Source organism: Sphingomonas sp. AC449, from assembly GCF_979253475.1.
On the sequence record NZ_CEEDCZ010000008.1, the window covers coordinates 26,891 to 52,540 of the forward strand.

22 protein-coding genes and 1 tRNA gene are annotated in these 25,650 nt (G+C 67.6%); 16 read left to right on the plus strand and 7 right to left on the minus strand.

All coding sequences use genetic code 11. The features are described from left to right. Positions 1-9 precede the first annotated feature (9 nt). On the minus strand, positions 10-1,035 hold the full coding sequence (tsaD, locus tag AC0CH3_RS13280) for a tRNA (adenosine(37)-N6)-threonylcarbamoyltransferase complex transferase subunit TsaD (RefSeq protein ID WP_354300651.1): 1,026 nt from the start codon (positions 1,033-1,035) through the stop codon (positions 10-12). 74 nt (positions 1,036-1,109) lie between these two features. Here tsaD and hemC point away from each other — a divergent pair, with 74 nt between their 5' ends. Both hemC and AC0CH3_RS13290 read left to right on the plus strand, forming a co-directional pair. Then, positions 1,110-2,018, plus strand: coding sequence for a hydroxymethylbilane synthase (gene hemC / locus AC0CH3_RS13285; protein ID WP_056018241.1), 909 nt, complete (start codon positions 1,110-1,112; stop codon positions 2,016-2,018). Continuing rightward, on the plus strand, positions 2,015-3,673 hold the full coding sequence (locus AC0CH3_RS13290) for a uroporphyrinogen-III synthase (protein ID WP_354300649.1): 1,659 nt from the start codon (positions 2,015-2,017) through the stop codon (positions 3,671-3,673). The genes hemC and AC0CH3_RS13290 overlap by 4 nt, the downstream gene beginning before the upstream one ends. Positions 3,674-3,689: 16 nt before the next feature. Here the strand turns inward: AC0CH3_RS13290 and AC0CH3_RS13295 are convergent, their stop codons facing one another. Together AC0CH3_RS13295 and AC0CH3_RS13300 are read right to left on the minus strand one after the other, a co-directional pair. Continuing rightward, entirely contained in the window at positions 3,690-5,255 is a 1,566-nt protein-coding gene (locus tag AC0CH3_RS13295) for a globin-coupled sensor protein (protein ID WP_354300647.1), read from the minus strand. Between the two features lie 515 nt (positions 5,256-5,770). Then, positions 5,771-5,845: transfer RNA gene (locus AC0CH3_RS13300), tRNA-Gly, on the minus strand. A gap of 163 nt (positions 5,846-6,008) precedes the next feature. Between AC0CH3_RS13300 and AC0CH3_RS13305 the strand changes: the two genes are divergently transcribed. From AC0CH3_RS13305 to AC0CH3_RS13335, 7 genes are all read left to right on the plus strand, one after another. Beyond that, the gene (locus tag AC0CH3_RS13305; RefSeq protein WP_056018245.1) at positions 6,009-6,812 is read left to right on the plus strand and encodes an ImuA family protein; all 804 of its coding nucleotides are present in this window, start codon (positions 6,009-6,011) and stop codon (positions 6,810-6,812) included. Then, positions 6,781-8,271: a Y-family DNA polymerase gene (locus tag AC0CH3_RS13310; protein WP_354301282.1), complete on the plus strand. Its 1,491-nt coding sequence runs from the start codon at positions 6,781-6,783 to the stop codon at positions 8,269-8,271. The genes AC0CH3_RS13305 and AC0CH3_RS13310 overlap by 32 nt, the downstream gene beginning before the upstream one ends. Continuing rightward, positions 8,268-11,609 (plus strand): error-prone DNA polymerase, encoded by a 3,342-nt coding sequence (locus tag AC0CH3_RS13315; RefSeq protein WP_465237990.1) that lies wholly within the window; start codon positions 8,268-8,270, stop codon positions 11,607-11,609. Before AC0CH3_RS13310 ends, AC0CH3_RS13315 begins: the two co-directional genes overlap by 4 nt. 200 nt (positions 11,610-11,809) lie before the next feature. Continuing rightward, entirely contained in the window at positions 11,810-12,706 is an 897-nt protein-coding gene (locus AC0CH3_RS13320) for a tetratricopeptide repeat protein (protein WP_333997007.1), read from the plus strand. Then, entirely contained in the window at positions 12,703-13,305 is a 603-nt protein-coding gene (locus AC0CH3_RS13325; RefSeq protein ID WP_354300644.1) for an LON peptidase substrate-binding domain-containing protein, read from the plus strand. Before AC0CH3_RS13320 ends, AC0CH3_RS13325 begins: the two co-directional genes overlap by 4 nt. Next, positions 13,302-13,490 carry a Trm112 family protein gene (locus AC0CH3_RS13330; protein ID WP_056018254.1) on the plus strand — a complete coding sequence of 63 codons (189 nt, stop codon included), beginning with the start codon at positions 13,302-13,304 and terminating at the stop codon, positions 13,488-13,490. The genes AC0CH3_RS13325 and AC0CH3_RS13330 overlap by 4 nt, the downstream gene beginning before the upstream one ends. Continuing rightward, positions 13,490-14,119: a DUF2238 domain-containing protein gene (locus tag AC0CH3_RS13335; protein ID WP_354300642.1), complete on the plus strand. Its 630-nt coding sequence runs from the start codon at positions 13,490-13,492 to the stop codon at positions 14,117-14,119. The genes AC0CH3_RS13330 and AC0CH3_RS13335 overlap by 1 nt, the downstream gene beginning before the upstream one ends. Here AC0CH3_RS13335 and AC0CH3_RS13340 read toward each other — a convergent pair. Continuing rightward, the gene (locus tag AC0CH3_RS13340) at positions 14,101-15,315 is read right to left on the minus strand and encodes a UbiH/UbiF/VisC/COQ6 family ubiquinone biosynthesis hydroxylase (RefSeq protein WP_354300641.1); all 1,215 of its coding nucleotides are present in this window, start codon (positions 15,313-15,315) and stop codon (positions 14,101-14,103) included. The two genes, AC0CH3_RS13335 and AC0CH3_RS13340, sit on opposite strands and share 19 nt — an antisense overlap. A gap of 188 nt (positions 15,316-15,503) precedes the next feature. On the opposite strand from AC0CH3_RS13340, the gene AC0CH3_RS13345 reads away from it, so the two are divergent. The 6 genes from AC0CH3_RS13345 to AC0CH3_RS13370 all read left to right on the plus strand — a co-directional run bounded on the left by AC0CH3_RS13345 (position 15,504) and on the right by AC0CH3_RS13370 (position 22,846). Beyond that, a complete protein-coding gene (locus AC0CH3_RS13345; protein ID WP_056018260.1) occupies positions 15,504-17,822 on the plus strand; it encodes a DNA translocase FtsK in 2,319 nt (772 codons plus the stop codon). Between the two features lie 149 nt (positions 17,823-17,971). Continuing rightward, complete coding sequence (locus AC0CH3_RS13350) at positions 17,972-19,357, plus strand: carbohydrate porin (RefSeq protein ID WP_465237991.1); 1,386 nt, start codon at positions 17,972-17,974, stop codon at positions 19,355-19,357. A 134-nt stretch (positions 19,358-19,491) separates the two neighbouring features. Beyond that, entirely contained in the window at positions 19,492-20,121 is a 630-nt protein-coding gene (locus tag AC0CH3_RS13355) for a LolA family protein (RefSeq protein ID WP_354300638.1), read from the plus strand. Between the two features lie 328 nt (positions 20,122-20,449). Continuing rightward, positions 20,450-21,232: an exodeoxyribonuclease III gene (locus AC0CH3_RS13360; RefSeq protein WP_333995744.1), complete on the plus strand. Its 783-nt coding sequence runs from the start codon at positions 20,450-20,452 to the stop codon at positions 21,230-21,232. Positions 21,233-21,257: 25 nt separating this feature from the next. Beyond that, positions 21,258-22,337, plus strand: a complete 1,080-nt coding sequence (ribA, locus tag AC0CH3_RS13365; RefSeq protein ID WP_354300637.1) for a GTP cyclohydrolase II — start codon at positions 21,258-21,260, stop codon at positions 22,335-22,337. Further along, positions 22,334-22,846, plus strand: a complete 513-nt coding sequence (locus tag AC0CH3_RS13370) for a YdcF family protein (RefSeq protein WP_056018266.1) — start codon at positions 22,334-22,336, stop codon at positions 22,844-22,846. The genes ribA and AC0CH3_RS13370 overlap by 4 nt, the downstream gene beginning before the upstream one ends. Positions 22,847-22,868: 22 nt before the next feature. Here AC0CH3_RS13370 and AC0CH3_RS13375 read toward each other — a convergent pair whose 3' ends face one another. Both AC0CH3_RS13375 and AC0CH3_RS13380 read right to left on the minus strand, forming a co-directional pair. Next, positions 22,869-23,543: an HAD family hydrolase gene (locus tag AC0CH3_RS13375; protein WP_354300636.1), complete on the minus strand. Its 675-nt coding sequence runs from the start codon at positions 23,541-23,543 to the stop codon at positions 22,869-22,871. Then, positions 23,540-24,232: a YggS family pyridoxal phosphate-dependent enzyme gene (locus tag AC0CH3_RS13380; RefSeq protein WP_354300635.1), complete on the minus strand. Its 693-nt coding sequence runs from the start codon at positions 24,230-24,232 to the stop codon at positions 23,540-23,542. The genes AC0CH3_RS13375 and AC0CH3_RS13380 overlap by 4 nt, the downstream gene beginning before the upstream one ends. 67 nt (positions 24,233-24,299) lie before the next feature. Here AC0CH3_RS13380 and AC0CH3_RS13385 point away from each other — a divergent pair, with 67 nt between their 5' ends. Then, positions 24,300-24,782, plus strand: a complete 483-nt coding sequence (locus AC0CH3_RS13385; RefSeq protein WP_354300634.1) for a thiamine phosphate synthase — start codon at positions 24,300-24,302, stop codon at positions 24,780-24,782. Between the two features lie 38 nt (positions 24,783-24,820). Here AC0CH3_RS13385 and AC0CH3_RS13390 read toward each other — a convergent pair whose 3' ends face one another. Beyond that, a complete protein-coding gene (locus AC0CH3_RS13390; RefSeq protein WP_465237992.1) occupies positions 24,821-25,534 on the minus strand; it encodes a hypothetical protein in 714 nt (237 codons plus the stop codon). Positions 25,535-25,650 lie beyond the last annotated feature (116 nt).

The following is a 25,650-nucleotide window of genomic DNA, read 5'->3' on the forward strand; positions in this document are numbered from 1 at the left end:
CCTGCGCCCTCATGCCTTCACCCCTGCCCCGCGCACCGCCTCGGCGGTCGGATCGAGCGGCCAGCGCGGACGTGCGGCGACGTCGAGCGGGTCGGTCAGCCCGGCGGCGAACCGCTCCGCACCCGCCCAGCCGATCATCGCGGCATTGTCCGTGCACAGCCACAGCGGCGGCGCGACGAAGCGCAGCCCGTTGTCGGTGGCGAGACGCTGCAACGCGCCGCGCACCGCCGTGTTGGCGGCGACCCCGCCCGCGACGACGAGCGCGGTCGCGCCATAGGAGGTCCGCAGCGCCCTGGTGGTGCGGTCGATCAGGCAATCGACCACGGCCGCCTGGAACGACGCGGCGATATCTTCCGGCGGATATTGCCCGACGACGCGCGCGACCGCGCTCTTCAGTCCGGCAAACGAGAAATGCGGTTCGGCCGAGCCTTTGAGCGGCCGTGGCAGGGGCACCGCCTTTGCATCACCCAGCGCGGCGGCGCGCTCGACCGCCGGGCCACCGGGGAAGCCGAGTCCAAGGAGCTTGGCGGTCTTGTCGAACGCCTCGCCCGCCGCATCGTCGATCGTCGTCGCCAGCCGACGATACGCGCCGACGCCCTCGACCAGCAGCAGCTGGCAATGCCCGCCCGACACCAGCAGCAACAGATAGGGAAATTCGAGATCCGGGTCGGACAGCCGCGGCGACAGCGCATGCCCCTCCAGATGGTTGACCGCGATCAGCGGCTTGCCCGCGGCGTGCGCGAGCGCCTTGCCCGTCACCAGCCCGACCATGACGCCGCCGATCAGCCCGGGGCCCGCGGTCGCGGCAACCGCGTCGACATCCGCCAGCGTCAGCTTCGCATCGGCCAGCGCCGCGACGATCAGCGGCTCGAGCGCCTCGACATGCGCGCGTGCGGCGATTTCGGGGACGACGCCGCCGAACGGCGCATGCGCGGCCTCCTGCCCGAGCAGCCGGTGCGCGAGGACCCGCCGATCGCCGGTGACGAGCGCGGCGGCGGTTTCGTCGCAGGAGGATTCGATACCGAGAATGATCATCGCCTGTCTCTATCGCGCCGCACGAAGCTTGTCCCGCGCTTGTCGAATGCGTCACCATTCTGCATGGCACGACCATGACTCGTTTTCGGCTCGGTACGCGCGGTTCGCCCCTCGCCCTCACCCAGGCAGCGATGGTGCGCGACGCGTTGTGCCTGGCGCATGGCTGGTCAGCGGACGCCGTCGAGACGGTCGTGATCCGCACCACCGGTGACCGCGTCCAGGATCGCGCGCTGGCGGAGATCGGCGGCAAGGCGTTGTGGACCAAGGAACTCGACCGCGCGCTCCACGACGGCGAGATCGATTGCGCCGTGCATTCGATGAAGGACGTCGAAACGATCAGGCCCGAAACGATCCGGATCGCGGCGATGCTGCCGCGCGCCGACGTGCGCGACCGGTTGATCGGCGCGGAAAGCATCGCCGACCTGCGCCAGAATGCGGTGGTCGGGACCAGCTCGCCGCGCCGACGCGCGCAGATGCTGCGGTTGCGCCCGGACCTCGAAATCGTCCTCATCCGTGGCAATGTCGACACGCGGCGCGGTCGGGTGGCGAGCGGCGAAATGGACGCGACGCTTCTCGCCGCAGCCGGGCTCGATCGCCTCGGCCAGCATGATTGCGGCCATGCGATCCCGACCGACGTGATGCTGCCCGCCCCCGCGCAGGGCGCCGTCGGTATCGAGGTGCTTGGCGAGGGCGCGGCGGGCGCGATCGTTGCGGCGATCGATCATGCGGAGACCAGTCTGTGCGTGCTGACCGAGCGGGCGTTGCTCGCGCGACTGGGTGCGGACTGTCATTCGCCCGTCGCAGCGCTCGCATCGCTCGCGGGCGAGACGTTGACGCTGCGTGCGGAATTGATCGCCGAGGACGGACGCTGCGACGTGACGGGATCGATCGAGGGCGGGATCGACGAAGATCTGGGAACGGCGCTCGCGCTCGACCTGCTGACCCGCGCGCCCGCCAGCGTCAGGCTCCTGTTCGCGGCATGACCCGGTTCGTGGTCCTGCGACCCGAACCCGGCAATGCCGCTACGTGTGCAAGGCTGCGCGACCAGGGGCTCGAGGCGCTTGCCCTGCCGCTGTTCGCGGTGGTGCCGGTGGCGTGGACGCTGCCCGACCTGGCGCGGTTCGACGCGGTGCTGCTGACCAGCGCGAACGCGGTGCGTCACGGCGCGCTGCCCGATGCGCTGAAGAGGCTCCCCGTCGTTGCCGTCGGCGATGCGACGGCGGCCGCGGCGCGCTCGGCGGGTTTCGATGTCGCGATCACCGGCACCGGCGATGCGCGGTCGGCGGTCGATCAGGCCCGTACGAAAAATCTTGCCCGGCTGCTTCATCTCTCAGGGCGCGAGCGGGCGCCGACCGCAGGGACTGTCGAGGCCATCACCGTCTATTCGAGCGATCCCGTCCGCGTCGATGACGCGGACATTCGCGCGACCGGGGCGCAGCATGTCCTGATCCATTCCGCACGCGCGGCGCGCGCCTTTGCCGAACGGGTCGACGGCGCAGGGGTCGATCGCGCGACGATCGCGCTCATCGTCATCAGCGCCGCCGTCGGAACGGCCGCAGGCGGTGGCTGGAAGGAGGTGATCGTCGCTGACCAGCCGACCGACGACTCGCTCGTTGCGATTGCCGCAAACCGCGCGATTGACCCTGGCGCGCGTCGCGGGGATAAGCGCGTCATGAGCGACCAAGTGCCGATCGACCGTTCCAGGGCACGCGGCCCACGCCTGGGTGTAATAATCGCGTTGATCGGACTGGCGTTTATCGCCGGACTGGTCGCGATGGGCTATGCCTTCAAGACCGTTCCCTGGCTCGGCGCGCAAACCGCCGCGCTGACCGGATCCGGTGTGAAATCGTCCGCTGCGACGACCGGCAATGCCGATTACACGCCCGCGCAGCCGCTCAATGCCAATGGCGAGACATCGGCGCCGGCGGCGATCGATACCGCGGTGCTCGCGACGCGCGAAGCCACGCTGGCGGGCCAGCTCAGCGTGCTCGAAACGCGTACCGCCGCCGTGTCGGCGGATGCGAATTCGGCAGCGGCGCAGGCGACTCGTGCCGAGGGGCTGATGGTCGCGTTTGCCGCACGCCGGGCGATCGATCGCGGTGTCGGACTGGGCTATATCGAGGAGCAGCTTCGGCTGCGCTTCGGCAAGGCGCAGCCCCGCGCCACGGCGGCGGTGATCCAGGCGGCCCACCAGCCGGTGACGATCGAGGATCTTCGCCAGGGTCTCGACACCATCGCGCCCGACATCACCAGCACCAACGGCGTCGCCGAGGGTGGCTGGCTCAAGACGGTGCGGCGTGAATTCAACAATCTTATCGTGCTGCGCGAGGAGAGCATGGCCTCGCCGATGCCCGCCGACCGACTGGCACGTGCACGCAGGCTGCTCGAAGCGGGTCAGGTCGAGGCCGCCCGTGCCGAGGTCGCACGCCTGCCGGGTGCCGGCCAGGCGGGTAACTGGATGGCGGCCGCACGACGCTACATTATCGCGCGCCAGGCGCTCGATATCCTGGAGAATACCGCGCTCATGGGTCAGGCCGGGCAACCCCAGCCCAGCCCGATCATCGTCACGACACCGATCGTGCCGCCGACCACGGAGCAGGTCGAGGATCAACCCGCGCCGTTGACGGCGACACCCTGAACCGCTGACGTCGCCGTCAGAACGAGTTCCAGTCGTCGTCGCGGCGGACCATCGAAGAGATCGCCGCGACCGGCAGCGGCTTGACGGGCGAGGCATAGGCTTCGGGGGTTACGAAATCGCGCCTGGCCGGTTCGTTCGAACGCTGTGCAGCCGAGGCGTGGCCGTTGCGATGCCCCTGCCCGATCTGGAAGCGGTTCGCCCGGTCGGCGAGCGCCCCGACCTCGGTCGCCAAACTGCGCGCCGCGGCCGAGGTTTCCTCGACCATTGCCGCATTCTGCTGCGTTGACTGGTCCATCGTCCCGATCGTGGCCGAGATCTGTGTGATCGCCTCCGACTGCGCCTGGTTGTCCGATGCCATCGTCGCGACAAGTTCGTGGACCTGCGTCACATCGCCCAAGATCTCGGCGAGTGCGCCGTCGACCTTGGTCACGGCATCGACCGCGGTCACGATGTCCGTCTGCGTGACGGTCAACTGATCCCTCGCACGCTTGGCTTCCTCCTCGGCGCGCATGGCCAATGCGGATACCAGATCGGCGACGACCGCAAAGCCGCGTCCCGCATCGCCTGCGCGTCCGGCCTCGACCGCCGCGTTCATCGCCAGCACGCGCGTCTGGAACGCGATCTTGTCGAGCCCCTCGATCACGTTGTCGATGCCCTTGGCACTTTCGGAGACGCGCCCCATCGCCTGGACCGCCTCGTCTGCCACGGTGCGACCGCCGCCCACGGTGGTGATCGCCTGGTCCGCACGTTCGACCGTCCTGCTCGCCGCACTGGCGGACGCGCGCAACCGGCCATCCATCTGCGTCACCGACGCCGCGGTCTCCTCGAGCGAGGCAGCATTGCTTTCGGTACGACGCGCGAGATCCTCCGACGCCTGTGCGATCTCGTGCGATCCGGTGCGGATCGTCGTCGTGCTCTGCGACACCGCACCGATCAGGTCCCGCAACTGGTTGAGGGCGTCGTTATAGCTGACTTCGAGCGGTGCGAAGCTTTCGGGCAGACCGTTCAGCGTGTTCGTCAGATCGCCTGCGGCAAGCGCATTGAGCGCGCTGCCCGTCGCGGTGATTGCGGCGTTGCGTTCGACCTGTGCCTCTTCGAAATATACCGACAGCGACAATTCCATGTCGAGCAGCGCAGCCTTGACGATCGCGACGGTCGCATCGGTCGCGCTTGGTCCACGAAACCCGCCCATCAGGCGGCGCCAAGGGCTGTATTCCTTGCCGATACCCTCGAGAAGGACTTCGAGAACGACGGCATAGGCACCGACATACCAGCGCGGTTCGAGCCCGATGCGCGCATGCACCGAGCCGATGCGCCGCACGCTGCCGTAGAATTTCTCGTCGAACCGGCCGCTCGCGATATTGAGCCAGTGCGACGCCTGCGCCGACTTGGCCGCGTCCATATGCGCGGTATCACGGAAGAAATGCGCGGTTTCGGGTTGCTGTCGGACCCGCGCGTAGAAGCGGTCGAGTGCGCCGCCGATGATTTTCTGAATGAGCGGCCGGACCGCCGCCACTGTTGCCTGCTGTTTTGGCCCCATCTCCATGAAAGTGAGGCGCGACGAAACTTGATCCGATGACACTGACTGCTCCTTATCGCCACGCCCCCAAGACGGTTTTGCGATAGTGAATTATAGGGAGTGCCCCCGATCGACGGTCACGATCGTCGATGAATCTCGGCACCGGCCAGCCCGCTGCCCCGGCATCGCAGGTGGTCCAGCAACGCCATCCCTGACCGATTCCCGGGCCGCGCCAAGGATCTTGCGGATGCTCGCATAGCGGCCGGCTTTCAGGGCAAAGCGAAGCCGTCCGGCATGGGTTGGCGCATGTCGCAAGCGTAGCGGGCGTCTGCGCACGATAGACAGTGATGTTGGCTTCGATCGCCGTGACGTTCGTCGCAGCATGGTCGAGGTCGCGCGTGCGCGGCCATGTCTCTGGATGGAATGTTTGCGCCTGAAATCACAGGCCGAGCTCATGCCAATCTTTTGTCCGTGGCACGATAAGGCCGCGTGATGATGTAGGGCATGGTGAGTGTGGTGACATCCCGGGCGGGAGTGATGGTGTATCCATCGAAACCGCCACCCTGATGGGTGGCGGCTGGAGCGGGCGAAGGGATTCGAACCCTCGACCCCAACCTTGGCAAGGTTGTGCTCTACCCCTGAGCTACGCCCGCTCTGGCGCCTGTGCCGCCGGTCGAAATCGACACGGTGGCGGGGTGAGGCGCGCTATTAGCCCGGGGTTTCAGGTACGGCAAGCGCCTTCTTCGGAAAATTTCAAAGACGGTCGATTCAGATTCCGCTTGGAGTCTGACCGCATAGAACATTACAAGAACATCTGTGAACGACTCGCCCGCCCTTATCGCGCATCTCAAGCGTATCGCCGCTACCGGATCGCCGCTGCAGGGTGATGCCAGACCCGTCGATGCGTGGCTGAGGCACGGCATGGCAAGCGCCCAGCTCCACGAGATCTTCGCGACACAGGATGATGCGGCAAGCGCCGCCGGGTTTGCCGTCGCCAGCAGCCTGGCGGGCCATGCCGCGCCGGTCCTGTGGCTGAGGACCGAGGGCAGCGAACGTCAGGGCGGGCGTCTTCATGCCAATGGCCTGAACGAAATGGGGCTGGACGTAGGATCGCTGGTGCTTGCTGTGGTCGATGACGAGGCAAGCCTGTTGCGCGCGGCGGCGGATGCAGCGCGGTGCAAGGGGCTTGGTACCTTGCTGATCGAATCCTGGGGGCGTGCGGCGGGTATCGACCTCACCGCGACACGACGCCTGATGCTCGCCGCCGAGGCGTCGGGGGTCACGATCCTCAACCTGCGGATCGGTGCCGCCCCCGTGCCGAGCGCCGCCGCCACGCGGTGGCAGGTGGCATCGTGCCGATCCCGGACACTCGAGGCCGACGCACCGGGACGGCCAACCTTCGATATCGAATTGTTGCGCCGACGCGGAGGCCAGGCCGGTCTGCGCTGGCGCGTGGAGTGGGACCGTGACGCTTATATCTTCGACCAGATCGCCGCCGATGGCCAAAGCCCAGGGACCGAAATCGACGATTCCCCGCCGGTATCTGGCGCTGGTATTTCCGTGGCTGTCGATCGAGCGGCTGCGGACGATGCGCCCTCACCTCTTCGTCGGACGGGGTGACATACCCTTTGCGTTCGTCGAGTCGGTCGCGGGCGGGGTCAGACTGAAGAGCGTCGATCGCGAGGCGGCGCGCGCCGGGCTTCACCCCGGACTTGCGCTTGCCGATGCACGCGCACGCATCCCCGAACTCGAGGTCTATGATCATGACCCGCATGCCGATCACGAATGGCTCGAGCGGCTGGCGGATGGCTGCCAGCGTTACACGCCCTCGGTTGCCCTCGACGAACCCGACGGGCTGATCCTCGACATCGCCGGCTGCGTGCATGAATTCGAGGGCGAGCGCCGGCTTGCCGCCGATCTCGAGGACCGGCTGGCGCGCCGCGGTCTGCTGGTGCGCCATGCGTTCGGCGATACGCCCGATACCGCGCGCGCGCTCGCCCGTTATGCCGGTGCGCCCGCCCCCGATGAGCGGCGCGCGGTCAAACGCCTGCCGGTCGCAGCGCTGGGTCTCGACGAGGATGCGACGGCCGCCTTGTCGCGCGCGGGATTGAAGACCGTCGGCGATGTCATGGCGCGCCCGCTCGGGGTGATCGCCGCGCGGTTCGGCGAGGCGGCGGTCATGATGATCCGCCGTCTCGACGGCAGCGTGAAGGGGCCGATCGTTCCGCGCCGGACGGTCCCCGCGATTGGCACGGAGCGGCGCTTCGCCGAGCCGATCGCACGCACCGACTATGCATTGGAGGTACTGGCCGAACTGGCCGGCGAAGCCGCCGTGCAGCTGACCGAGCGCCACGAAGGCGGCCGGCGCTGGGAGGCACGGCTGTTTCGCGCCGACGGGCTCGTCCAGCGGTTGCGGGTCGAGACCGGCCAGCCGACGCGCGACGTCGCGCTGTTGATGCGGCTGTTCCGCGAACGCATCGACAGCCTCGCCGACCCGCTCGATCCGGGGTTCGGCTATGACCTGATCCGGCTCGACATCGCGCTCGCCGAGCGGCTCGATGCGTCGCAGCTGAAATTGGAGGGCGGGCAGAAGGGCGCCGCGCAGGACGATGGCGTCGCCGCGCTCGTCGATCAGCTCGGCACGCGGCTCGGCCGCGCGAAGGTGCGCCGGTTCGCGGCGCGCGACAGCCATATTCCCGAACAGGCCGAGCTGATGCTGCCCGCCGCCGAGACCGCCGCGGTCAGCGCGCGCCCCGCGGTCTGGACCACGCCCGAATCGGGTGAGCCGCCGCTGCGTCCGATCTATCTGTTCGACCCGCCCCAGCCGATCGAATCGATGATGGCCGAAGTGCCCGACGGCCCGCCTCACCGCTTTCGCTGGCGCCGCACCGTGCATGACGTCGCGCATAGCGAGGGGCCGGAACGGATCGCGGGCGAATGGTGGCGGCGCGAGGATATCCCGACGCGCGATTATTACCGGATCGAGGACCGCCGCGGCCGGCGCTTCTGGATCTTCCGCCACGGGCTGTATTCCGAGGTGGAGACGCCGCGCTGGTATCTCCACGGCGTGTTCGCGTGACCGGTTTCGCCGAGCTCGTCGCGGCGACCAATTTCTCGTTCCTCGACGGGGCAAGCGACGCGGGGACGATGGTCGGCCGCGCAGTCGAGCTGGGGCTCGGCGGGATCGGCATCGCAGACCGCAACACCGTCGCGGGCGTGGTCCGCGCGCACCAGGCGCTGAAGAAGGCGGAGGCTGCGCTGCTCGGCATGACGCTGCCACCGGTCGATTTCCGGCTGCTGGTCGGCGCGCGGCTGGTGTTCGAGGACGGCACGCCCGACATTATCGCCTATCCCGCGACGCGGCGCGGCTGGGGACGGCTGACGCGGCTGCTGACGGTCGGCAACCGGCGCGCGGAAAAGGGCGGCTGTATCCTCGGGCTCGGCGACCTGATCGCGCATCATGCCGAGATGATGCTGGTGGTGATGCCCGAGAGCAGCGCGCGCGGCGCGACGCCGGTATCGCCGCTGCCCGAGGGCGATGCGCTACCCGAACGCCGCGAGCGCGACCTGCCTGGAGTCCTGCGCGCGGTGAAGCGGCTCGGCACGGACTGCGTCTGGCTCGGCGTGACGATGCCGCGCGGTGGGCGCGACCGGCGGCGGCTGGCGCGGCTGGCCGGGATCGCCGATGCGGCGGGAGTGCCGATCCTCGCGACGACCGACGCGCTCTATGCCTATCCCGACGACCGCGACCTGCACGACATCGTCACCTGCATCCGCGAGGGGACGAGTATCCACAAGGCCGGGCGGCTGCTCGCCGCGAATGGCGAACGCCATCTGAAGCCCGAGAGTGAGATCGCCCGGCTGTTCCGCGATCGCCCCGACGCGGTCGCCGAGAGCGCACGGCTGCTGTCACGGATCGCCTTCACGCTCGACGACCTCAAATACGAATATCCGCACGAGCCGATTCCGGCCGGGTGGGACGCGCATGACTGGCTCGAACATCTGGTCTGGCAGATCGCGCTGGAGCGCTACGACTACCGCGTCCCCGAAAAGATGCTCGCGCTGCTCCACGAGGAGTTCACGCTGATCCGCCAGCGCAACTATGCCTATTACTTCCTCACCGTGTCCGACATCGTCCGGTTCGCGCGCGCGCAGGATCCGCCGATATTGTGCCAGGGGCGCGGCTCGGCGGCCAATTCGGTGGTGTGCTATCTGCTCGGCGTCACCTCGGTCGATCCGATGAAATACGACCTGCTCTTCTCGCGCTTCATCTCGAGCGAGCGCGACGAGCCCCCCGATATCGACGTCGATTTCGAGCATGAGCGGCGCGAGGAGGTGATGCAGTATATCTATCGCCGCTATGGCCGCGACCGCGCCGCAATCGCCGCGACCGTCATCCATTATCGCCCCAAGAGCACGGTACGCGAGGTCGGCAAGGCGCTGGGCCTGACCGAGGACGTGACGCAGCGGCTGACGAGCACGGTGTGGGGCAGTTTTTCGAGCCGGTTCGACGAACGCCGCTTTACCGAGACCGGCTTCGATCCCGACAATCCCGAGATCGCGCGGCTGCGCATGATGGTCGACCGGCTGCTCGAATTCCCGCGGCATCTGTCGCAGCATGTCGGCGGGTTCGTGCTGACGCAGGGGCGGCTCGACGAGATGGTGCCGATCCACAACGGCGCGATGGCGGACCGCACCTTCATCGAATGGGACAAGGACGATATTGACGCGCTCGGGCTGATGAAGGTCGACATCCTCGCGCTCGGCATGCTGACCTGCATCCGCAAGAGCTTCGACCTGATGCGCGAGCACGGGCTGGGCGACCATCTGCTCGACACGATCGCGGTGGCGGAGGACGACCGCGTCTATGACATGCTGTGCAAGGGCGACAGCATCGGCGTGTTCCAGGTCGAGAGCCGCGCGCAGATCAACATGCTGCCGCGGTTGCGCCCGCGCCAGCTCTACGACTTGGTCGTGCAGGTCGCGATCGTCCGGCCCGGGCCGATCGAGGGCGACATGGTCCACCCCTATCTCCGCCGGCGCAGCGGCAAGGAGAAGGTCGAGTTTCCCGCGCCCGATCCACGCTTCGGCCCTCCCGACGAGCTGCAACAGCTGTTGCGCTTCACCTACGGCGTGCCGCTGTTCCAGGAACAGGCGATGAAGCTCGCGATCGTCGCGGCGGGGTTCACGCCGAACGAGGCGAACCAGTTGCGCAAGTCGATGGCGACCTTCCGCAAGGTCGGCGGCATGGACAATTTCCACGCCAAGCTGATCGGCGGGATGGTCCGCCGCGGCTATCAGGCGGAGTTCGCCGAACGCTGTTTCAAGCAGATCGAGGGGTTCGGATCCTACGGCTTTCCCGAAAGCCATGCGCTGTCGTTCGCGCGGCTGGTCTATGTGTCGTCGTGGATCAAGTGCTTCCACCCCGCGGTGTTCACCTGCGCGCTGCTGAATGCGCAGCCGATGGGATTCTATGCTCCCGCGCAGCTGGTCCGCGATGCGGTCGAGCACGGCGTGCGCGTGCTGCCCGTCGACGTGAATGCGAGCGGGTGGGACAACAGCCTCGAATCCGCGATGGTGATGCGGCTCGGCTTTCGACAGGTCGACGGGTTCCGCGGCGAATGGGCGGCCGAGATCGCGCGGGTCCGGACCAAGCCGTTCGCCGGGATCGAGGATCTCGCCCGGCGTGCCAGCCTGCCGCAGCGCGCGATGAACCTGCTCGCGGATGCCGATGCGTTCCGCTCACTCGCCAAGGACCGGCGCGAGGCCTTGTGGGACGTGCGCCGTACGCCGCCCAAGCAGCTCGCGCTGTTCGCTGCCGCCGATGCGCCTGAACTCGGCGTGGAGCCCGACGCGCATCTGCCGGCGATGCCGTTGTCCGAACAGGTCGCGGCGGATTACCAGACGACGCGGCTGTCGCTGAAGGCGCACCCGATGGCGTTCCTGCGCGACCGCTTCGCCGCCGAGGGGATCTTGTCGAGCGCACAGGCCAACGCCACGAAGGACGGCCGCCGCGCGAAGGTCGCCGGCATCGTCCTCGTCCGGCAGCGCCCCGGCAAGGGCAATGCGATCTTCGTCACGATCGAGGACGAGACCGGGGTCACCAACGGACTGATGTGGGCGCGCGATTTCGAGGCGAACCGGCGCGCGGTGATGGCCTCCCGGCTGATGGTGCTCGAAGGCGTGATCCAGCGCAGCGAGGAAGGCGTCACGCATCTGATGACCGTGCGCGTCCAGGATCGCAGCGACATGCTGCGGCTGTTGTCGGAGGATCATGCGGTGGAGCCGCCGCTCGCGCGCGTCGACGAGGTGATCCGCCCGGTCGCGACGCGGAGTCCGGACGCGCGCGCGCACCACCCGCGCGCGACACACCCTCGCGACGTCCGTATCCTGCCCAAGTCTCGCGACTTTCATTGAAGCCGTCATCCCAGCGCAGGCAGGGATCCAGAGCCAAGCGCGGCGGGTTCTATGGCTCTGGATCCTGGGTCGAGCCCAGGATGACGGGTAGTAGGCGCGGTTTGTCGTGCGTACCGATCCATCCTAGAGGTGGCATTCATCGCGAGCGCCCCCAAATAGCGGGCAGAACCACACGGGAGTTGAACTTGGCCACGCTTGGAATGTCCCCCGCCGAGAAGGACGCCGTCGAGTCGTTCCGTCGCGACGTCGTCGAACCGTCGATGACGAAGCTCGTGATCATCGATTTCTGGGCCGAATGGTGCGGGCCCTGCAAGGCGCTCGGCCCGACGCTCGAAAAGGTCGCGGCGGATTATGCCGACAAGGGCGTCGTGCTGGCCAAGGTCGATACCGACAAGAACCAGTTCATCGCCGCGCAATTCCAGATCAAGTCGATCCCGACCGTCTATGCGATGTTCCAGGGCCAGCTGGTCGCGGACATGACCAGCGCGCGCACCGATTCGCAGCTCCGCGTCATCCTCGACCAGCTGCTGAAGCAATTGCCGATCGAATCCGAGGCCAACGAGGCCGTCGCCGAGATCGAGCCGCTGATCGCGATGGGTGAAGAGGCGCTGGCGGACGGCGACGGCGAACGTGCGATCAGCATCTTCCGCCAGATCGCCGAGATGGCGCCCGATCATCCGCAGGTCCATGCCGGCTTCGTCCGCGCGCTGGTCGCGACGGGGCAGCTCGACGAGGCGGCCGACTGGCTCGCGAACCTCGATCCGGCGATCGCGAAGGATCCCGCGATCCACCGCGCACAGGCGGCCCTCGCGCTCGCGCAATCCGCACCTGCGGTCGACGACCTGTCGCCGCTGATCGCCGCGGTTCAGGCCAATCCGGACGATCTGGCCGCGCGGTTCGCGCTCGCCAACGGCCAGATGGCGGCGAACGACCGCGATGCCGCGGCGGACACCTTCCTCGGCATCATCGCCGCCGAACGCGACTGGAACGAGGGCGCGGCGCGCGCGCAGCTGCTCAAGCTGTTCGAAGTGGTCGGTCTCGAAGACCCCTGGGTCTCTGGACAGCGGCGCCGCCTGTCTGCGATCCTGTTCGGATGACAACCCGGCTCTCCATCTTCCCGCTGCCCGGCGCATTGCTGTTTCCCGGGATGCAGCTCCCGCTGCACCTGTTCGAGCCGCGCTACCGGGCGATGATCAGCGATGCGATGGCGCGCGACCGCCGGATCGGCATGATCCAGCCGCGCGGCGACGATGGAGAGCTGTACCAGATCGGCTGTGTCGGCAAGATCGCCGAGGTCGAGGCGCTCGAGGATGGCCGCTACAACGTCATCCTTGAGGGCGTGGCGCTGTTCCGCATCGTCCGCGAGCTCGATGTCAGCACCGCCTTCCGACAGGTCGAGGCGGAGCTGTTGCCGATCCTCGAGGACGACGCGCTGTCGCTCGGTCGACGTTCGTCGCTCGAACTCGAATCGCGCCGCTTCGCCGATGTGCAGGGCTATGCGGTCGACTGGGACGCGGTCGCGCGGCTCGACGACGAGAGCCTGGTCAACGGCATCGCGCAGATCGCCCCGTTCGATTCCGCGGCGAAACAGGCGCTGCTCGAGGCGCCCGACATCGAGACGCGCGCCGAACTGATCATCCAGCTGATGCAGTTCTTCGGGCGGCATGACGGCGACGAATCGGTTACGCTGCAATGAGCGCGCTCGATCCCTGGCTGCTCGAGCGGCTCGTCTGCCCGGCGACGCGCACGCCGCTGCGCTATGACGAGGCCGCGCAGGAGCTGATCTCCGACGCGGCCGGCCTCGCCTACCCGATCCGCGACGGCATCCCCGTCATGCTCGTCGAAGAGGCACGGCGGATCGAAGGCCCCGTCGCCGGCTGATGCCAAAGGCCGACCGCCGCCTGGTCCTGCTCGGCCTGGTCTGGGCGATCGGGCTGCTGGCGTCGGGCTGGTCGCCCTTCGACCGGGCCACGTGGTGGATGGAGGTGGCGCCGGTGCTGATCGCCTTCCCGCTGCTCGTCGCGACACGACGGCGGTTCGCGTTCACCGATCTCGCGCTCGTGCTGATCGGGCTGCACGGCCTCGTGCTGATGCTGGGCGGCGCCTACACCTATGCGCGCGTGCCGATCGGCTTCGTGGCCCAGGACTGGCTGCACCTTGCGCGTAATCCCTATGACCGGTTCGGGCATTTGATGCAGGGGTTCGTCCCCGCGATCGTGTTGCGCGAACTGCTGATCCGCGGCGGCGGGATCGCGCACCGGCTGCTCGCCCCCACGGTGCTCGGCTTCTGCCTGGCGATCAGCGCGCTCTATGAATTGCTCGAATTTGGCGCCGCGATGGCGCTCGGCCAGGGGGCAGACGCGTTTCTCGGCACGCAGGGCGATCCGTGGGATACGCAGTGGGACATGCTGATGTGCCTGACCGGCGCGGCGCTCGCGCTGCTAACGCTGTCCCGCCCGCACGACCGGCAGATCGCGCGGGCGGAAGAGGATCAGATCGGCAGGCCCTGAAGCAGCTTGGGCAGGTCGCCGCTCTCGCCGCGCGCCTCCGCCATGAAGCGGTCCTTCAGCGGCGCGATCGCGTCGACCGCGCTGATCCCGAACCGCCGCACCGCACTCGCCGTCTTGCCGGGAATGCCGAACAGCCGGGTCAGCGTATCCGTCGCCGCCGCGGTCATGAACGTGTCGAGCCCACGCCAGCGCTGATAGCGCGCGAGCAACGCCGCATCGCCGAGGTCGAGCCCGAGCCGCTTGCCCTCGACCAGCACCTCGGCGAGCGTCGCGACGTCGCGGAAGCCGAGGTTGAGCCCCTGCCCCGCGATCGGATGGATGCCGTGCGCGGCATCGCCGACCAGCGCGAGCCGCGTGTCGGTGATCCGCGCCGCATGCTGGAACCCCAGCGGATAGGACGATCGCGGCGTCAGGTTTGACAGTTCGCCAAGGAACCCGCCCATCCGCTTGGTCGCCTCCGCGAGGAACGCACGCTCGCCGAGCTTCAGCATCCCCGCGGCGTTCTTGCTCTCGACCGTCCACACGATCGCGGACCGATGCCCCGCATCGTCGTCGGGCAGCGGGAGCAGCGCGAACGGGCCGCTCGCATAGAAGATCTCGTAGGCGATGTTCTCGTGCGACCGCTCGTGGTGGAAGGCGGCGATGATCGCGGTGTGATCATAGGACCAGTGCGCCATCGTGATGCCCGCCGCCTCGCGCGTCGGCGACTTGCGCCCTTCCGCCGCGACCAGAAGCGGTGCGCGGACCACCTCGCCCGAATCGAGCGTCATCGTGACCCCCGCCGCACCGCGATCGACCGAGACCGCCCGCGTCTGCATCCGCAGGTCAACATGCTCGGCAACGGTCGCCGCGTCGAACAGCGTGCGGCGGATCAGCTTGTTCTCGTACATCGTGCCGAGCGCCCCGTCGCTCGCGTCGGGGATGAAGTCGAGCTTGCCGGGTTCGAGCCCGTCGCTCACGCGGATTTGGCGAATCGCACAGCCGCGTCCTGCCAGCGTCGCGCCGATGCCGATCGCATCGAGCATCCGGTGGCTCGCGCTCGCGACCGCGGAGGCGCGGCCGTCGAAACCGGGCGCCAGCGTGACCGCCGGGTCGGCCGGGTCGATCACGATCGACGACACCCCGTGCACGTCGAGCGCCACCGCGAGCGCCGCGCCGACCAGCCCGCCACCGAGAATGAGTACATCTGTGTCCATGACCCCGCTCTATCCCGCCAGCCGGTCGCTGCCAACGCCGATCGGGTGGGGCGATAACCCCGATTGTCTTCGTCAGTGCCCCATGCCGTACCGATGGACGAAACCGGCGGTCCGTCGCGCTCGCCTTGACGTCGGACCCGGGCGGCGCGATGAAAAGTCGGGTATCGGACATTGAAGGATTACGGGTCATGGCCAGCCGCGCGCAGCCAGCCTTGTGGCGTGAGACGGTAAAGGCAGGGGCGGTGCGCAGCGGCGCGCTGATCGCGGCGATCGTGATCTTCGCATCGACCGTGCTGATGACGGTTGCACTCGCGAGCTATCATCCCGGCGATCCGGCGCTGAATACCGCGTCGGGGGGCTACCCCGCAAATCTGATCGGGCCGCCGGGAGCGTGGTTCGCCGACATCGCGCTGTCGCTGTTCGGCCCCGTGGTCGCGCTGTTGCTGCCGGTCGGGCCGATCGTCGCGATGCGGCTATGGCGCGACCAGCCCGCCGGACGCTGGGTGCGGATGCTGCGCGGTGCGACCATCGGCGTCGCGCTGATGGCGTCTGCGCTCGCCTTCGTATCGGACGGTGCCGTGCTGGCGCTGCCCGCCGGCTGGGGCGGAGTCGTCGGGCTTGCCGCCGCCAGCAGCGTCCATTGGGCGCTCGCGTTCATCGGCGACGCCGGCATCGAACTCTGGTCCGCGCGCGCCGTCGGACTGATCGCCGCGGTCGGCGGCGCCCTGATCTGGGGCCGGAGCGTCGAGCTCGATCTGGGCGACCGCAAATGGCGCTTCCGGCGGACGCGGACCGAGAACGGCGTGTTCGGCGACGCGGATGCGTATGACGACGACGAACAGGACGAGGAGGAGCCGCTGACGCTGACACGCAAGGCGGTTGCGCCGCGCGCGGTCGCCGAACCCGACACGCGTCCCGCCCCCGTGATCGCCGATCGCCAGAACGCACCCTCGCAGGCAAAGCCCAAGGAGCGCCAATCCTCGCTCGACCTGCGCGACAATTTCACGTTGCCGTCCGTCGATCTGCTCGTCCCCTCGCCGCCAAGCCAGGGCAACGTCGTCGACAAGGCCGGGCTCGAGCGCAACGCGCGTCTGCTCGAGAACGTGCTCGACGATTTCAAGGTGACGGGATCGATCATCGAGGTCCGGCCGGGACCGGTCGTGACGATGTACGAACTCGAGCCCGCGCCCGGCGTGAAGGCCAGTCGCGTGATCGCGCTGGCCGACGACATCGCGCGCAACATGTCGGCAATCTCCGCACGCGTCGCGGTGATCCCGGGGCGCAACGTGATCGGCATCGAGCTGCCCAACGCACGACGCGAGGCGGTGTCGCTGCACGAACTCGTCGGCAGCCAGACGTTCGAGGACCAGTCGGCCCAGCTGCCGATCATCCTCGGCAAGAACATCGCGGGCGATTCGGTGATCGCCGATCTCGCGCCGATGCCGCATCTGCTGGTCGCGGGTACGACGGGCTCGGGCAAGTCGGTCGGCCTGAACAGCATGATCCTGTCGCTGCTGTACAAGCTGACGCCGACCCAATGCCGGATGATCATGATCGATCCGAAGATGCTCGAGCTGAGCATGTACGACGACATTCCGCATCTGCTGTCGCCGGTCGTGACCGATCCCGCCAAGGCGGTGCGCGCGCTCAAATGGGCGGTCGAGACGATGGAGGATCGCTATCGCCAGATGTCGTCGGTCGGCGTGCGCAGCCTGGCGAGCTTCAACGACAAGGTGCGCGCTGCCAAGACCAAGGGGCAGCCGCTGGGTCGCAAGGTGCAGACCGGCTATCATCCCGACACCGGTGCGCCGATGTACGAGGAGGAGAAGCTCGAATACGACGTGCTGCCGCAGATCGTGGTGATCGTCGACGAGCTCGCCGACCTGATGATGACCGCGGGCAAGGAGGTCGAGTTCCTCATCCAGCGGCTCGCGCAGAAGGCGCGCGCGGCGGGTATCCACCTGATCATGGCGACGCAGCGCCCGTCGGTCGACGTCATCACTGGCGTCATCAAGGCCAATCTGCCGACGCGCATCAGCTTCCACGTCACGTCGAAGATCGATTCGCGTACCATCCTCGGCGAACAGGGCGCCGAACAGCTGCTCGGTCGTGGCGACATGCTGTACATGCCCGGCGGCAAGGGCATCGTCCGCGTCCACGGGCCGTTCGTCAGCGACGACGAGGTCCGCGCGGTCGCGGATCACTGGCGCGCGCAGGGGCTGCCCGACTATATCTCGTCGGTCACCGAGGAGCCCGAGGACGGCTTTGCGCTCGAAGGCGCACCGACCGGCGAGGATTCGGCGGAGGATCAGCAATATCGGTCCGCAATCCAGCTCGTGTGCGAATCGCAGAAGGCCTCCACCTCGTGGCTGCAGCGCCAGCTGCGGATCGGGTATAACTCGGCCGCGCGGCTGATCGAGCGGATGGAAAAGGACGGCATCGTCGGGCGGCCCGATCATGTCGGGCGGCGCGAAGTGCTGCGCGATACCGAGGGGCATGCGATCTAGCGGTCAAATACCGATCCTCCCCCCCCCCGGCCGGGAGAGGATTTGCCGAACCCGCGGCCGGCTCGCCGCGTCCGGGCGTGACGGAGGCTTTCGGACGCTCGCAGCCTGATCTACGGGGCTGTGACAAGTGACTGAAACAGGCGGACTTAATGCAGTATCGGTGGTTGGTGGCGGTGGCGCTGGCGCTCGCTATATCCGCGCAGGGTTCGGCGCAGGACACCGCCAAACAAACCCCCGGGAGCAGCACCACCGACACGCAGCATCGTCCGCGCGCGGGCGTTCGTCGCGACAGCGATCTTTCCCCGTCGGCGCTCACCGCCGATACGCAGCGCACCCCACCGCCCGGGCTGTTCGCCGACTGGTTCGATATTCGCAAAAGGCTGGCGGATCGCGGGATCGGGCTCAGCGCGCGCTATGCCTCCGAGAGCGGCTATAATTTTTCGGGCGGCGACCGGAAGCTGCTACGCGAGACCGGACAGTTCGACCTCGGCATGCTGCTCGATCTCGACAAGGTGGTCGGGCTCGAGGGCGGTGCGTTCCAGGCGACCATCACCTATCGTCGGGGCCGCGATCTCGGCGCCGACGCCAATCTCGGCGTGCTGCAACAGGTGCAGGAGGTGTATGGCCGCGGCCAGACGTTGCGCCTGACGCAGTTCTGGTACGAGCAGAAACTGGGGGAGAAGCTCGAACTGAAGATCGGGCGGACCAATCCCGGCGAGGATTTCGCGGTCTTCTCCTGCTATTTCCAGAATCTGAGTTTCTGCGGCGCGCAGCCCGGCAATCTGGTCGGCGATTACTGGTATAACTGGCCCGTCGGGCAATGGGGCGCGCGGCTGCGCTACGACGTCAGCGACCGGCTGACGCTGAAGACCGCCGCCTATGAGGTGAACCCGCGCAATCTCGAAAAGGATTTCGTGATCGGCCGGTTCCACGGCGCGACCGGCGTGCTCGTGCCGATCGAAGCCGAATGGCGGCGCGGCGATAACGATGGCCGCGTCGGCGCGTACAAGGTCGGCGGCTGGATCAACACGTCGAACGGCGACGATGTGTTCTACGACCGCAATCGACAGCCGATCGTGATCACCGGGCTCGAACCGCTTCGGCGCAGCGCGCGCTACGGCGTGTTTTTCAACCTCCAGCAACAGCTCACGGGCACCTCGAAGGACGGCAAGTCCGTGACCGGGCTCAGCGTGTTCCTCAACGCGACGCAGGCCGATCGGCAGACCTCGGTGACCGACAACCAGGTCGCGGCGGGCCTGTTCTACAAGGGGCTCGTGCCGTGGCGGCCCGGCGATATCCTCGGCATCGGTATCGCGCGGACCAATGTGAACGGACGCGTCGCGAGGGGGCAGGCGCTCGATCCGACGCGGCCGGCGGTGCAGGATGCGGAATATGCGTCGGAGATCTATTACAGCGTGCATCCGACCAGATGGCTGGAATTGCGGCCGAACGTGCAGTTCATCCACAATCCGGGCGGCGTGCACGATGCCCGCGATGTCGGCGTGCTCGGGTTGAAGGGTGCGATCACGCTGTAGGGCAGTTGGTCTTTCCTGTCCCGTCATCCTGACGGGACTGTGCTGTCGGACGCGCATTCAATACCGAAGCCACGCCGAATTCAGTGGCGGTTCAAGCGCGGGCCGGCAATCGTCCCCGCCCCAAGGAGATTTCGATGTTCAACACCCGCCCCGCAGCGATCGCGACGATCGCCGCCCTTTCGGTCGCAGCGATGCCGGCCCCGCTCGCCGCACAGGCGACCGGCGACCTCGCCGCCGTCCAGCGTCATCTTCAGTCTGTCAACACGATGACCGCGGACTTTTCCCAGGCGGATCGCAACGGCAAGGTCCTGACCGGCGTGCTGACGCTCAAGAAGCCCGGCAAGCTCCGCTTCCAGTATGAAAAGGGAGTGCCGATCCTGATCGTCGCAGAGGGCGGCGCGCTGACCTTCATCGACTATTCGGTCAAGCAGGTGCAGCGCTGGCCGATCAAGAATTCGCCGCTCGGCGTGCTGCTCGATCCGTCGCGCGACATCACGCGCTATGCCAAGCTGGTCGAGGGCTATGATCGCCGCGTCGTATCGGTCGAGGCGAACGATCCGAAGCACCCCGAATATGGCCGCATCACGCTGGTGTTCGCGCGCGATCCCGCTGCGCCTAGTGGGCTGATGCTGCAGGGCTGGGTTGCGCTCGACAGCCAGAACAACCGCACGACGATTCGACTGTCGAACCAGAAGTTCGGCGGCACCGTCAGCGACAGCGTCTTCCGCTGGAACGATCCCCGTCGAACGGCTTCGCCGCGCTGACATAAATCACACTTCGCGCCCGGACGGGCTTTGTCCGGACTGGCGAATGCGTAAGCTGAACAAAAGCTACACTTTCATTCATCGGCCCGACAGGTTGAGGCCGCTAGAGGGTGGCTCGCGGATGTGGGTCGTTCGGGATTTTTCCCCCTGTTGCCCGGACGGTGTTTCCACATCCCGCCTGCGTGACGAACGCTGAGTCGGCCCTCGCTCCATGCCCCCGGAGCGGGGGTCTTTTCATGCGAGGGCACGGGCCTTTCCGGCGGCGTATATCTTGCGCCGCGGCCCCCGCTGGCTTGTCCGCCCTTCGGTCCAACGCTACATCGCCTGCGTGAAGATCGTCTCCTGGAACATCAACTCGGTCCGTTTCCGGATCGGTATCGTCGAGCAATTCCTCCGCGAGGCCGCGCCCGACATCCTGTGCCTGCAGGAAACGAAGGTCATCAACGGTGACTTCCCGCTCGATGCGTTCCGTGCGCTCGGGTACGAGCACATCGTCCTGCACGGGCAGCGGATGCATCACGGCGTCGCGATCATCAGCCGCGTACCGATCACGGCCGACGATCGCCTCGACTGGCAGGCCAATAGCGAGGCGCGCCATGTCGGCGTCCGGCTCGAAAACGGCGTCCGTCTCGAAAACGTCTATATTCCCGCTGGCGGGGACGTTCCGGATCGCGAGGCGAACCCCAAATTCGGGCAAAAACTCGATTTCGTCGAGCGAATGACACAGTGGTCGGCCACGCTTTCGGGGCCGACGATCCTGGTCGGCGACTTCAATATCGCACCGCTCGAGTCGGACGTCTGGAGCCACAAGCAATTGCTCGACGTCGTCAGTCACACGCCCGTCGAGGTCGAGGCGCTCGCGCGCTTGCAGGCGGCCGGGAACTGGGTCGATCTCGGTCGTCAGTTCCATCCCGCACCGGCACGGCTGTTCACCTGGTGGAGCTACCGCGCGAAGGACTGGGCCGCCTCGGATCGCGGCAGGCGGCTGGATCATATGTGGGCCACGGGCGATGCCGCCGCTGCGGCGACCGCGCATCAGGTGTTCGAACCCTGCCGAAGCTGGCTGAAGCCGTCCGATCACGTTCCGATCATGACCGAGTTCGCGTTTTGAGCGCGCCCGCCGGTCTGCGCAAACCGTGACGATCGCGCCGCGCGATTCCGATCCAGCCGGCGCCAATCCTCGCGCGGCCGCCCGCGCAGTGGATGCGCTGCGTCGTGGCTGGCCGATCGCGATCGACGGGCTGACGCTTCTTGCGGTCGAAAGTGCCGATGCAGACCGGCTGGCGGCGTTCGATCCGTCGGAGACCGGCGGCGTGCTGATCTCGTCGGGGCGCGCGGTCACGCTCAAGCTCGCCAACCAGCTCGATGCCGCGGACCCGACCACACCCGTGCTGGTCGATCGTGCGCCATGGATCGACTTTGCCGCCGCGACCGCGCTCGCGGATCCGCAGTTCGATCTTGCGACACCGCTGAAGGGCCCGTTCCGCACCTTGCCGGTCCCGCACCCCGATGCCGCCACCGCGGCCTTGCGGCTTGCCCGGATCGCCGGTCTGCTGCCCGCGTTCTTTCTGGGCACGGGTACCCCGGAAGCGATCGCGACGACTCGCGACATCGACGCGCATGAGGACGCGACCCGGCTCGTCATCGCGACGCGCGCGCGACTGCCGGTGGAGGGTGCGGAGGATGCGGAGATCGTCGCGTTCCGATCGCCCGAAAGCGCCGACGAGCATATCGCGCTGCTCATCGGTCAGCCCAATGGCCAGCCGCCGCTTGTCCGCCTCCACAGCGAATGCCTGACGGGTGACGTGCTCGGCAGCCTCAAATGCGACTGCGGCCCGCAGCTTCACGCGGCGATCGACGCGATCCGGCAAAGCGGCTGGGGCATATTGCTCTATCTGCGCCAGGAGGGGCGTGGCATCGGACTGGTCAACAAGCTGCGTGCCTATGCGCTGCAGGACCAGGGGTTCGATACGGTCGATGCCAACACGCGGCTCGGTTTCGCGATCGATGCGCGCGATTTCGGTGTCGCCGCGCGGATGCTGACGCTGCTGTCGCAGGACCGGGTCCGGCTGCTGACGAACAACCCCGCCAAGGTCCTCGGGCTCGAGGCGAGCGGCGTGCGGGTGGCAGAACGCGTCCCGCACGCGCTTCCCGCCAATCCGCACAACAGCCGGTATCTCGCGACCAAGCGCGACCGTACCGGGCATCAGCTTTGAGCGACATTCCACCGTCGCGGCGGCTGATCGTCGTCTTCGGCGCCGCGGTCCGGCCCGACGGAAACCCGAGCCCCACGCTCGCGCGCCGGATCGCGTTCGCCGCCGCCGCCGCCGCGCGCTACACCGAAGCCGAACTCTTCTGCTCGGGCGCAAAGGGCGATCATGGTCCGTCCGAAGCCTCGGTCATGGCCGGGCTGTTGTCCGAAACCGTCGATCCGTCGCGCATCCACCTCGACGAGAAGAGCGTCGATACGCTGCAGAGCGTGATCGCCGCGACGCGGTTCGCCCGCGCGGGCCGGTACGCGCAGTGCATGATCTGTACCGACGGCTACCATCAGCCGCGCATCCGCATGCTGTTTGCGATGCTCGGCATGCCCGCAACCGCGATCCACGTGCCGCATGGCGGCAGTCGTCGCTACCAGATCAAGATGCGTACGCGCGAGGCCGCTGCGATACCCTATGATCTCGTCGCCGGCGTCGGCGCGATCCTGCGCCGGCGACGGCACTGATCGCGCCGCGGACGCCGCCGATCTAGGCCATCAACCGGGCGACCGCGTCGAAATCTTCCGCGAGCGCATCGACGCCGATCGCCTTCAGCCGATCACCATGCCCTGCCCCGCAATGCGTGCCTGCGGACAAGCCGATGACATAGCCACCCGAGGCCACCGCTCCGGTCGCGCCGACGGGCGAGTCCTCGAGGATCGCGGTGCGCGTGATGTCGACGCCCAGTCTCTGCGCACCGAACAGATAGAGATCGGGTGCGGGCTTGCCGTGCTCGACATGCTCGCGACCGCTGTAGAGATGGTCGCCGAACGCATCGCGCAGGCCGATATGATCGAGATGCCGCGCGATCCAGCGCGTGGGGCTCGACGAGACGATCGCCTTTGGCAAATCCTTTGGCAGCGACCGGACGAACGCGACCGCGCCCGCAATCGCATCGATCCCCGCCGCCATGACGCGATCGTCCTCGGCCTTGCGCGCGGCGTAGAAATCGTCGGGAAGCGGCCGGTCGATCCAGCGTTCGACCGCATCGACGAACTGCGGTCCGGCCAGCCCCATGAAATTGGCCATCGAATCGGCTGCCGTCGTCGGATGCCCGGCCGCGGTCAGCCACTCGGCGATGTGGCGATTGCCGATCGCCTCGCTGTCGATCAGAACACCGTCGAAATCGAACAGCAGCGCGTCGAACCGGACCGACGCCATCATGCCCGGGTCCCGCGCGCGCCGAACAGCGCGCTGCCGATCCGGACATGAGTCGCGCCGATCGTCACCGCGGTCTCGAAATCGTCGGACATGCCCATGCTGAGCCCGGTCAGGCCATGATCGCGCGCCAGCTTGGCGAGCAGCGCGAAATACGGCGCCGGCTCGACATCGGCGGGCGGCAGGCACATCAACCCCGCGACCGGGAGCCCCGCCGTGCGCGCCACCTCCAGCAGAGCGGGCAATTCGGCAATCGCGCAGCCCCCCTTTTGCGGCTCGTCGCCGATATTGACCTGAAGGAAACAGTCGGGCCGACGTCCGCTCTCGGCCATCGCCTTCCCGAGCGCCTTGACCAGCGACGGCCGATCGACGGCGTGGATCGAGTCGAACAGCGCAACCGCATCGGCGGCCTTGTTCGACTGCAGCTGCCCGATCAGATGCAACGCGACGTCCGGATAACGCTCGCGCAGCGCTGGCCATTTCTCGGCAGCCTCCTGCACGCGGTTCTCGCCAAACACACGCTGGCCCTGTTCCAGCAGAGGCTCGATCGCCTCGACCGGATGCGTCTTCGATACCGCGATCAGCGTCACCTCCGCGGGTTTTCGCCCGGCAATCGCCGCCGCCCTCGCAATCCGGTCGCGGATCGCGGCGAGCGGTGTCACGGCGTGGGGGGCAAGATCTGCGGTCGAATTCATCTCTGTCATGATGCGCGCTATAGGCAGCGAAATGCGGCGCCGAAACCCTGTCCCACGTCAGTGGCTGATGACCGACGAGCGAATGGGCGACGCGCTATGGCGTGCGCTGCGGCGCCTGCCGCCGGGATCGGGTGTCGTGTTCCGCCATTATGCAACCCCGCCGGCGGAACGTCGTACCTTGGGGCTGGCGATTCGCAGGATAGCGCATGCGCGGGGGCTGGTGCTGGTCTCGGCTGGCGCGATGCCGGGTATCGATGCTCGGCACAGTGGACGCCGGCCAAACCCGTCTGCTCTGCTCACCAGGGCCGTGCATGACCGGCGAGAGGCGCAGGCCGCCGCGATCGCGAAAGCCGATGCGGTGTTCGTGTCGCCGGTCTATCCGACGCGCTCGCATCCCGGCGCCCCGGCGATCGGGCCGGTCAAGGCCCGTCGTATCGGCCGTGCCGCCGGCGCGCCGCTCATCGCGCTCGGTGGCGTGACCCGGACACGATGGCGGAAATTACGGTTGATCGGCTTTTACGGCTGGGCCGCGATCGATGGCTGGCGGTGATCGCGGGATAACACGTTCTGCCCATGACGGGCACGCGTTCAGAAGCGGAACGCGGTACCGAGATAGACCGCCTGGCTGTCGCGGCGGTCGTCGTCGAGACGCACGAACCGCTCACGATCCGACCGATAGCGAACACCGGCGGTGACATCGATGTTGCGCGTCAGCGAATAGGACCCGCCGAGATCGACCGAATAGCTCGGCATGTCCTCGACGAGTTGCGGCGTGTTGGCCATCGGCCGGTCGGCCGCCGCCTTCACGCTGCCGGTGAAGCGCTTGCCGGCATAGCTGACCGCAAGATCGGCCGAACTGCGGCTGCCCGGCATGCCCGCCAGGTCGATCTTTGCAAGATCGCCCGAAACCGCGAACCGCTTCCACCCGACCGACATGCCAAGATTATACGCGATCGGCGCGAGCCCGACGGTCGGCGCGCTGCTGGTCGCAAGATGCGTGGTATCGATACCGCGGTTCGTCTGCGCGCGTACCGCGACGGTTACCGCACGGTTGTCGCGGCGAGTCTCGGCCGGCGTGAACCGGAAGCTGCCAGCATCGAAGCCGCCACGCGCGAACAGGGCAGCGAGCCGCGGATCGGCCGCCGATGGCGTGAACGACCCCGTCCCGCGAACCGCGAGCGGCGGACGCTTGGCGATCCGGACCTGCTGTTCGGACGCGCCGAACGCGGGCGCGACGAAAGCCGCGGCGGTCGCAACCACCCCAGCAAGCATCCCGACCATCACGCGTTTGGCGACCAACACCACGACTCCCTGCGAATATTTTATAGATGACCCTTTACGAGTCTTTCGCTGAACGGCGCCTAACACGGTTTGATCCCCGTCAGCCATCCACACCCGGCAATTCTCCGCAGGTGTTG